The 8,478-nt window shown below is 44.7% G+C and carries 8 protein-coding genes; 6 read left to right on the plus strand and 2 right to left on the minus strand.

The annotated features are described in order from the left end of the window. Positions 1-266: 266 nt before the first annotated feature. Complete coding sequence (gene prfA, locus PGW94_RS03900) at positions 267-1,346, minus strand: peptide chain release factor 1 (protein ID WP_271758839.1); 1,080 nt, start codon at positions 1,344-1,346, stop codon at positions 267-269. Positions 1,347-1,720: 374 nt separating this feature from the next. Between prfA and yihA the strand changes: the two genes are divergently transcribed. The 6 genes from yihA (at position 1,721) to PGW94_RS03930 (ending at position 7,904) form a co-directional block, all read left to right on the plus strand. Beyond that, positions 1,721-2,302 (plus strand): ribosome biogenesis GTP-binding protein YihA/YsxC, encoded by a 582-nt coding sequence (gene yihA / locus PGW94_RS03905; protein ID WP_271758841.1) that lies wholly within the window; start codon positions 1,721-1,723, stop codon positions 2,300-2,302. Further along, positions 2,280-3,263 carry an acetylglutamate kinase gene (gene argB, locus PGW94_RS03910; RefSeq protein ID WP_271758843.1) on the plus strand — a complete coding sequence of 328 codons (984 nt, stop codon included), beginning with the start codon at positions 2,280-2,282 and terminating at the stop codon, positions 3,261-3,263. Before yihA ends, argB begins: the two co-directional genes overlap by 23 nt. A gap of 112 nt (positions 3,264-3,375) precedes the next feature. Next, positions 3,376-4,224 (plus strand): oxygen-dependent coproporphyrinogen oxidase, encoded by an 849-nt coding sequence (gene hemF, locus PGW94_RS03915; RefSeq protein ID WP_410519531.1) that lies wholly within the window; start codon positions 3,376-3,378, stop codon positions 4,222-4,224. Positions 4,225-4,337: 113 nt separating this feature from the next. After that, positions 4,338-5,534 (plus strand): dicarboxylate/amino acid:cation symporter, encoded by a 1,197-nt coding sequence (locus tag PGW94_RS03920; RefSeq protein WP_271758847.1) that lies wholly within the window; start codon positions 4,338-4,340, stop codon positions 5,532-5,534. Positions 5,535-5,809: 275 nt separating this feature from the next. Next, positions 5,810-7,792 carry a hypothetical protein gene (locus PGW94_RS03925; RefSeq protein WP_271758850.1) on the plus strand — a complete coding sequence of 661 codons (1,983 nt, stop codon included), beginning with the start codon at positions 5,810-5,812 and terminating at the stop codon, positions 7,790-7,792. Further along, the gene (locus tag PGW94_RS03930) at positions 7,779-7,904 is read left to right on the plus strand and encodes a hypothetical protein (RefSeq protein ID WP_271758852.1); all 126 of its coding nucleotides are present in this window, start codon (positions 7,779-7,781) and stop codon (positions 7,902-7,904) included. The genes PGW94_RS03925 and PGW94_RS03930 overlap by 14 nt, the downstream gene beginning before the upstream one ends. Positions 7,905-8,251: 347 nt before the next feature. Here the strand turns inward: PGW94_RS03930 and PGW94_RS03935 are convergent. Next, a partial coding sequence (locus PGW94_RS03935) for a hypothetical protein (RefSeq protein ID WP_271758854.1) occupies positions 8,252-8,478 on the minus strand: 227 nt, incomplete at its 5' end.

The raw sequence follows: 8,478 nt of genomic DNA on the forward strand, positions 1-8,478 counted from the left end.
TCTGAGGTCTGAGGTCTGAGGTCTGAGGTCTGAGGTCTGAGGTCTGAGGTCTGAGCGGCGAAAAGCACGCCATTGGCCGTGATACGGCAATGTTACACTAGCACTAATGTAACTGCAGTTCTGATGATCGCATGCGACGGCGGACGTACATGCTCGCGTTATGTGTCGCTAGTCCCTAGATGATACAGCGCGTACCGCAGCTAAGCTGCCCGAATTTACGGCATGGCATGTGTTTCTGTCGTTGTTGTTCAGCGCGGATGTGTGAATCAGTAGGAAATCTGTTTCAATTTGTTTGCTTGGTCGTCAGCCACCAAGGCATCAATGAACTCGTCTAAGTCTCCTTCTCTCATTACGTAGTCAAGCCTGTAGGACGTGAGGTTTATTCTGTGATCTGTAATTCGAGACTGCAGAAAATTGTATGTCCGTATACGCTCAGATCTGTCTCCGGAGCCTATTTGGCTTTTTCTCATTTTTGAGATTTCATCTTCTATTTTTTGTTTTTCTATGGAGTAGAGTCTTGCCCTAAGAACTTTCAGTGCCTTACTCTTGTTTTTGTGTTGAGACTTTTCGTCCTGCTGAATTACGACTATTCCCGTAGGGACGTGCGTGATCCTTACCGCGCTATCTGTGGTGTTAACTGACTGTCCGCCAGGGCCGCTAGAGCGATAAACGTCTATTCTAAGATCCTTCTCATCGATTTTCAGGTCTACTTCTTCAACTTCCGGAAGAACCGCCACCGTTGCTGCAGATGTGTGAAGTCTGCCGGAAGATTCAGTTTCAGGGACCCTTTGCACTCTATGAACGCCAGATTCAAACTTTAGACGTGCAAAAACGTCTTTCCCGCCGATGCTAAGAGTAGCCTCTTTGTATCCACCTATGCCGGTGGTAGATATATTTATGTGTTCGACCTTCCAGTTTTTTCTCTCTGCGTACTTTATGTACATTCGGTAAAGGTTATAAACAAACAATGCTGCTTCTTCACCGCCTGTACCAGCTCTAATTTCCAAAATCGCATTGCGCTCATCATCCTTGTCTTTGGGTAACAGAGAGAGCTGGAGCTCGTGTTTTAACTTTGGAAGAAGCTTTTGTTTCGCATGGGCTTCGTCCTTTGCAAGGTTTCGCAGCTCAGCATCCGTGTCAACGGAGCTTGCAAGTTCTTCCAACTCCGCAATTTCTTTTTGAGCAGACTGATATTGCTCTATCAACGCCATTATGGGTAGCAAATCTGAATACTCACGCGACGCAGAGACAAAAGCTTGCGTGCCTATAGTCTTCGGGTCTGAAAGCTGAAGCTTTAAAACACGAAATTTTTCACACAGCCCCTCGAGGCTGCTTTCAAAGCTCATAACTTTACCTGCATTTCTAAACGCTCAGAGCGAGCCACCACATACCAAAACAAGGCCAAAAGTCACCGAGCGGCCCCATACATGTGATTGTAGATTTTTGAGTCTTGTTTTGCAATTAAATTACGCATATTGCCTCTACGTTAATGTGGCGAAACAGACCTACAGCAGTGTGTTACGCAGTGCGGCACCTTGTATTGACCCTGAAATGATGATTGGTATGTAAAGTCATTTATGTACAAGGCAACTCTAGCGGATCTATACTATGACTACCAGGTACGGTAACAAGAGAACGCTTCAGCATTTTATTGCGAGCTGTATACTTTGGTGTTAGGGCTGCTTTGGGCCCGTTATACATATATGTGTAGGGTACTATTATGCTGTCAGGTTGCAAGTTTTTTGCCGGCGTCAGAGATATTGGCCAGTTTCCCGATCTCAATCTGCCGGAGATAGCTTTTGCTGGCAGGTCTAATGTTGGAAAGTCTAGCTTAATCAATGCTATAACACACAATCGGAACAACGCTAAGGTTTCATCGAATCCGGGCTCAACCAGGCAGATTAACTTATATGTTGGCACTAAGGTAGTGCTGGTAGATCTTCCTGGGTATGGTTACTCTAAGGCATCCAAGCAAGAAGTAGATAGATATTTGGGTGTTATGGAGCATTACCTGATGAGCAGGGAAGCTTTACAGAGGTTGGTTTTGCTTATAGATTCTAGAATCGGGCTCAAAGACATAGATAGGGACTTTTTAAACTGGCTAGAGGAGTACAATATTCACTACAGTGTGGTTCTGACAAAGGCAGATAAGCTTTCTGCTACAGGGCTAAATGGTATGGTTTCTTTTGTGTGGGACCAAGTAAAGGGCGGTAGATTTTTGCTGAACCCAATAATGTGGGTGAGCAGTAAGTCCGGAAAGGGAATAAAGGAGTTGGCTCATGAAGTTTCAAGGTGCATCTGATGGAGATAACGAAATTGGTAATAAGGGTGGTGACGTAGGTCGGCTCTGTGGTGATAGTAAATGGTTAAATGAGGCAAAGGAGCTATCAGGATCTATAAGGTGTATACAGCAGTTCTCCGGTGAGACCATTGTTATAAAGCTTGATGGTACCGCAATTAGAGATAAAGAACTTGCCGAAAGTTTCGCTAGCGACATCGTGCTATTGAAACAGGTGGGTATTAACCCGATAGTTGTTCATGGAGGCAATCAACGCGTAGAGGAGGTTCTTGAGAAGTTTGGTAAGAAGGAAGGAGTTTTTGTAAATGACTTCCGTGTTGTGGACTCAGAGACCTTGGAAATAACAGAGATGGTCCTTTCTGGGCTGGTAAATAAAGAGATAGTGCAGACAATAAACGACAATGGTGGCTTTTCTGTTGGGATAAGCGGGAAAGATGCGTGTTTGATGGAGGCGAAGAAAGTTTGCTTCACGGCAAGAGATGGCCAGCCGAACAACGTAGAAAAAATAATGGATATAGGGTTTGTGGGCGAGCCCAACAGTGTGAATACAGACCTTTTGTTTTTCTTGGAAGAGTCTGACTTTATTCCCGTTATTGCTCCGATATGCAGGGGGCCGAACGGTGTTACGCACGTTGTCAATCCTGACTTGGTTGCTGGAGCTATAGCTTGCGCAATATCGGCGGCAAAGCTGGTTATTCTTACAGATGTAGCTGAGGATATCAAGACTATAAAGCAAGAGAACGATCTACTCATAGGATCCGCAGATAGGGCAGAAAAACTGATCAACGATGGTAAAGTCAGTAGCACTTTGGAGCATCAACTGCAGACTTGTGTAAAGTTTGCTAGGGAAACTTGCGGTACAGCACAGATTGTGGATGGCACGATACCGCATGTATTACTTCTGGAGTTATTTACGACCAATGGAACTGGTGCAAGTATCTGTGGTGAGTTTGGTAAAGACTAGGGTAATTTTCTGGAACAGTAGCGTATGTTCTCTTACGGGTTTGGCAAAAAGTCTCCTCTGGGGGCTGTTTCCACGTTGCGTAGTATTGTGTGCTTTTTATTGATAGGTATGACTGGTGGTGTGTAGTTCTTGGGTTACAGACGTACACAAAGAAGAGGTTACCAAGTGGTTTTCTCTTCTGCGAGAGAGGATAGTGGATAAGTTTTTTATGATAGAGTCCGAATTCTCCGACCAGGTGCCGACTGTCAAGAAGCGAAGCTGGAATAGAAGCGGGGGTGGAGGCGGAGAGTCTGTAGTATTGTACGGAACCGTCTTCGAAAAGGCTGGCGTTAATTTCTCCACAGTGTATGGCAAGATGCAAGATGGTTTTGCGGCAGAAATTCCCGGTGCTGCTGAATCTGGTGGTGAGTTTTGGGCAAGTGGAGTTTCAGTGGTGGCGCACATGTGCTCGCCATTTGTGCCGGCGGTGCACATGAACACCAGGTTTGTTTGTACTTCCAAGGGATGGTTTGGAGGCGGTATTGATCTCACTCCGATATACAGTAACGATGACGATACCGAGTTTTTCCACGATAGCGTACGAGCGACATGCGACAAGTTTAATTCGCAGTACTATAGCCAATTTAAGAAAAACTGCGATGAGTATTTTTATCTTGCTCACAGGAGGGAGGCAAGGGGTGTCGGAGGTATTTTCTACGACTACTTGCAGGGGGACTTCGATAACGATTTTGCATTCACACGTGCTGTAGGGGAATGTTTTATGGAGGTATATCCAGCTATAGTGCAAAAAAGGATGCACCAGAAATGGAGTGAGGAGGAGCGCGAGTACCAGCTACTAAAGCGCGGGCGATATGTGGAATTTAATTTAATTTACGACAGGGGCACCAGGTTTGGGCTCATGACTGACGGAGATCCCGATGCAATCATGATGTCAATGCCACCACTGGTAAAGTGGGTATAGGGGCCAGTCACTTCGATACTCGCATTGGTTCGGTTTTTCTTGCGGTGTTATTACAAGAGTAACGCTGGGATACTTCGGTTTACTGTTAGCACGCTGATTGTTGGGATATAGGTATGTTTAGGTTTTTCCTGATTTTTCTTGCTGTAGGTCTTGCATTTTTGACCAAGCACTTTGACGTACACGTACTTAAGGAAATAGCTCAGGTAACCACTACGCTTTTCATGAACTTGCTAAAGCTTGTAGGCATCCCTATGATTTTCCTGTCGGTAGTCTCTACGTTTTCTAGCTTCAGCAAGCCCAGAGATGCTAAAAGGCTTATAGGTAGCACCCTATTTTACACGCTTTTGACTACATTCGTTGCAGCGGCAGTAGGTCTTGCGATATACCTGATTATTTCTCCGTCAAGGGGAGTAGAGCTTGCAGGTTCTGGTGGTGTTACCGATACCGAGAGCTGGAGCTACAGTTCTCACCTTATATCTGTATTTCCGGATAACTTTGTAAAAATTTTCCTCGACAACAACATTATGGGTTGCATCACTGCATCATTCCTTTTGGGTGTGGGGTGTCTGTTTATTGAGCAAGATAAGCGTAAATGTCTGAACACATTTTTTTCCGCGCTGTTTGATGTTTTGCTTCATGTTGCAGGTTTGATAGCATACCTTATGCCTATTGCGGTATGGGGATTTGTAACAACATTTCTGTACACCCCACAGAGCGCGAATTTTTCACATGGGCTCACAAAATATATACTGTGTGTTTTGTTATCTAATGCCGTTCAGGCGTTCATCGTGTTGCCTACCTTTATGAAGCTTAACGGCATACCTGTGTTACCAACATTTAAAAGCGCGATACCGGCTTTGATTACGGCATTCTTCTCTCGGTCGTCTGTTGTTGCGCTGCCAGTGGCGGTAAAGTGTGTAAATGAAAAGCTGGGGGAATCAAAGAAAATCACGTCTTTTGTGCTACCGCTATGTGCAAGCATAAACATGAATGCTTGTGCATCGTTTATACTCATAACGGTACTTTTTGTTTGTGAAGTCAACGCGCACGTTTTTTCAGCAGCAGAGTTACTCACGTGGATAGTATTATCCGTTATAGCCGCTGTAGGCAATGCCGGTGTTCCTATGGGGTGCTATTTTGTGGTTATGAGTTATTTGGTGTTCATGAAGGTGCCCTTGCATGTCATGGGTTTGATACTGCCCATATATACCTTAATAGATATGTTTGAGACTGCACTGAATGTATGGTCAGATATATGCGTTACCAGGATGGTAGGGAAGAAATGTAACGGTCATGATATGGCAGAGTAAAAAAGCGACATTTCATTACGAGACATGCACTGAATTATCTTAGCGCCAGCGTCAAAATGCCTTTAGTCTGGCTTCTTTTTTGTACTGTTTGTGTGACGCAGTTATTGACTTACAGATGTGTGTTACGACGTAGCTTGCCGTAGTGGGGTGCTGTTTTCGTGCTGCGCTAGAAAATGGTGCAAAAATGCTTAGATTTTGGTCAATACATATGCTATTAGTTGTGCAGAGAGTGGTACGTGTGTCCTGATGGTTTTGCTACCTAGTGGGTGGTGTCTATGGATAGACGTGTTGCTATGTCTGTAGCTGCGGTAGCGACCTATGCTGTTGCAGTAGTCGCGCTCTCATGTGCGGTGTCTACAGGGGTGAGGCGTGGCTTTGGTGACCATGTCTCCACTGCGCTGATTGTTCTGTCAGCATTTCTTGTTTCTACTTCTGCCTATATTCTCTACAGGATCACGTGCAGGGATCTGGATGATGATCATGCGCCTGATGGCTTCTACGTTACCGCGTTTTTGGAGCCGCCGGGAGTTAATCGTGACGATATTGCCGTTACAGACGGGATAGATCTTCATAATTGCCGCGTTCTTAAGACAACAGCAGGAAGGGGGCTTGGCATATCTCCAGGCAGTTATACGGTTCATGCAGGTGCGCTACCGCGGTATAGAGTGCGTAGGAGTAATAGCGTAGCCTATAAGGTTCGTTTCAGAAGTCCCGTTGACGAGATGTACTTCAGATTGGTGCTCGACAGAAAGTTATCTATGAGCAACATGCTGGGTGGAAACCCAGACAATATTTCTATGGAAGAGGTCATTGGTAGGATTATCGCTGTAGAACCACACGATGAATATTTACTTTTCTCTATGCAGGCGGATTTTCGCGACCACATGGCCGAATACATATTGTATTCAATGGCCACGTCGGAAAAGTTATCATCAGGTGAAGGCATAAAGTTTTACAGATTCTTTTGTTATTGCTGTATGGGCCTGGCATATCCACCATCTCCTAGTCAAGACAAGCTAATAATCGCAAAAAGTGATAGCGTGTTTAGCGAATTTCCTGGGTCTTGGTTTGCTATACATGAATACAAACAGGTATTTTTAAACGTCATAGCATTTAGTAGAGACGCATGGGGTGACAGAAAGGCTATACATGCGAGTACGTGTAGATATCTCAGTGAGCGCGAGGTAATATTTTTAGAAAAACTGATAGCGGGTGTAGACGCGTATTCTGTATCAAAACAGGAAAAAGTTTTGGCTGAAAAAAGCCTCACTCATATGTTGGTAATGATGTACGCCGTATTGGCTCCGGCAAAGTGTAGGGTGTTTTACCGAGAAGACATAAAGTCATGGCTGTATGGCATTATGATGAGTGATAAAGGGAGGAGGGAAGCCGCTCTCCACGTTGCTATGTCATCATTTGGCCGCGCTAGGTTTAATGGAACGCTACTCAGTGATGTGTACTTTGATCTGTGCTCTGAAAGTGGGAGCAAGTACAAAATCATGCGGAGCCATATGGCGGATTTAGCCACTGTTTCTTCGGACAATGTTACGTCTGAGCAGCTGTCTGATGTGTTGAGCAGAAAAGGTCGTGAGTTTTTTGCTCTGTGTTCCATCATGGTCCCATATTTTTACAAGACAAGAGCCCATAGGACGCTGCTAACTACAACGGGTTATGTTGAAGTACTTGCAGGCATTAGGTTGGGACTTAGGAATTTTAACGGGACTCTCATAAGCTCGCTGCAGGAGGGAACTATACTGAGTACACTTAGTTACCATGTGGGAGCAAAACCCTTTACTGGGAATACAGAAGAGCCACTGGATGAGTACATAGTTCAAAAGAACGACAAGATATGCAGCATGATAGAGAGGTTTAAAGACCTGGAATACATATGTGGTTGCGCTATGTGGAAAGACCCAACTGTACTCAGGTTCTTTGTTCATTTGGCTGTATGGATGTGGGATGCTAAGGAGCTATGCTTGTTGCGTAAGGAAAAGCCGCTACATGAAAAAACGTGTACGGTACCTGACATAATACGTCGCTATATTCATGCGTATTGGGGTAATTTGGGTACCGACGTTCTGGTGAAGAGAGAAGACTATTACAATTTACCTGTGAAAACTATGTTTTCTGATAGCATTAGGATAGACTTCCGAGCTTCTCCGTGTAAAGAGACGCTTCAGGTGAGTAGGGGAATATTGACTGACATTGTATGCAGGTGTGTACGTAGTAGCAGAGCGGAGCGCATTGCATCTAGTTAAGAAGGTAGGGCTTTGCGTCGAAGTTAAGGAGCGGCACTACATAAACGGTTACACACTGTGTTTTGAAATACTGTGGACTGTGGTTGATTCCGTAGCAACGTTTTGCTTTTGATGGTGCCGTGCAAGTGGATAGTGTTGCGGCAGAGAGCTCTAATCTTCTAAGGTACGGTAGGTCGTACTGGTTTTTTGTGCGTACAGATCGTCTGTTATATTTTGTTGTTTAGGAACTAGATGCGTGGAAAGTGCTGTGTCAAAGCGCATATGAAGAACGTGATGTTCCTTCCGGAACCATGGTCACATTTACGTGTTGTTACTTTTGTGACAACCATATAAACGTACGTGTAGAGAAAAGATTTCCTTTAAGTGGTAAGACATGGGTTTCCATGTTAATACCTGTTCTGCGGCGGCTATCATATCTATGACAAGTTACATTGGGTACTGTTCAGATTTGTAAGCATCCTAGTAGCTTTTCTCATTACTGATGTAAATGTCTATACCCGTGGGAAGATACCTCGTACACAATAGCGTCATACTCTTGGGTTTTGCCGCGGCAATGCCTGTTCTGCAGTGGTCATCAGATCTATGACAAGTTACTCGAGGAGTATGTTGGGTACTGTTCAGAGCTATCGGCATTCTGAAAGCTCTCTGGTACCGCCGTAAATGTCTATACCCGTGGGAAGATACCT

It is taken from the genome of Candidatus Anaplasma sp. TIGMIC (assembly GCF_028204095.1).
Lineage (GTDB): Bacteria > Pseudomonadota > Alphaproteobacteria > Rickettsiales > Anaplasmataceae > Anaplasma.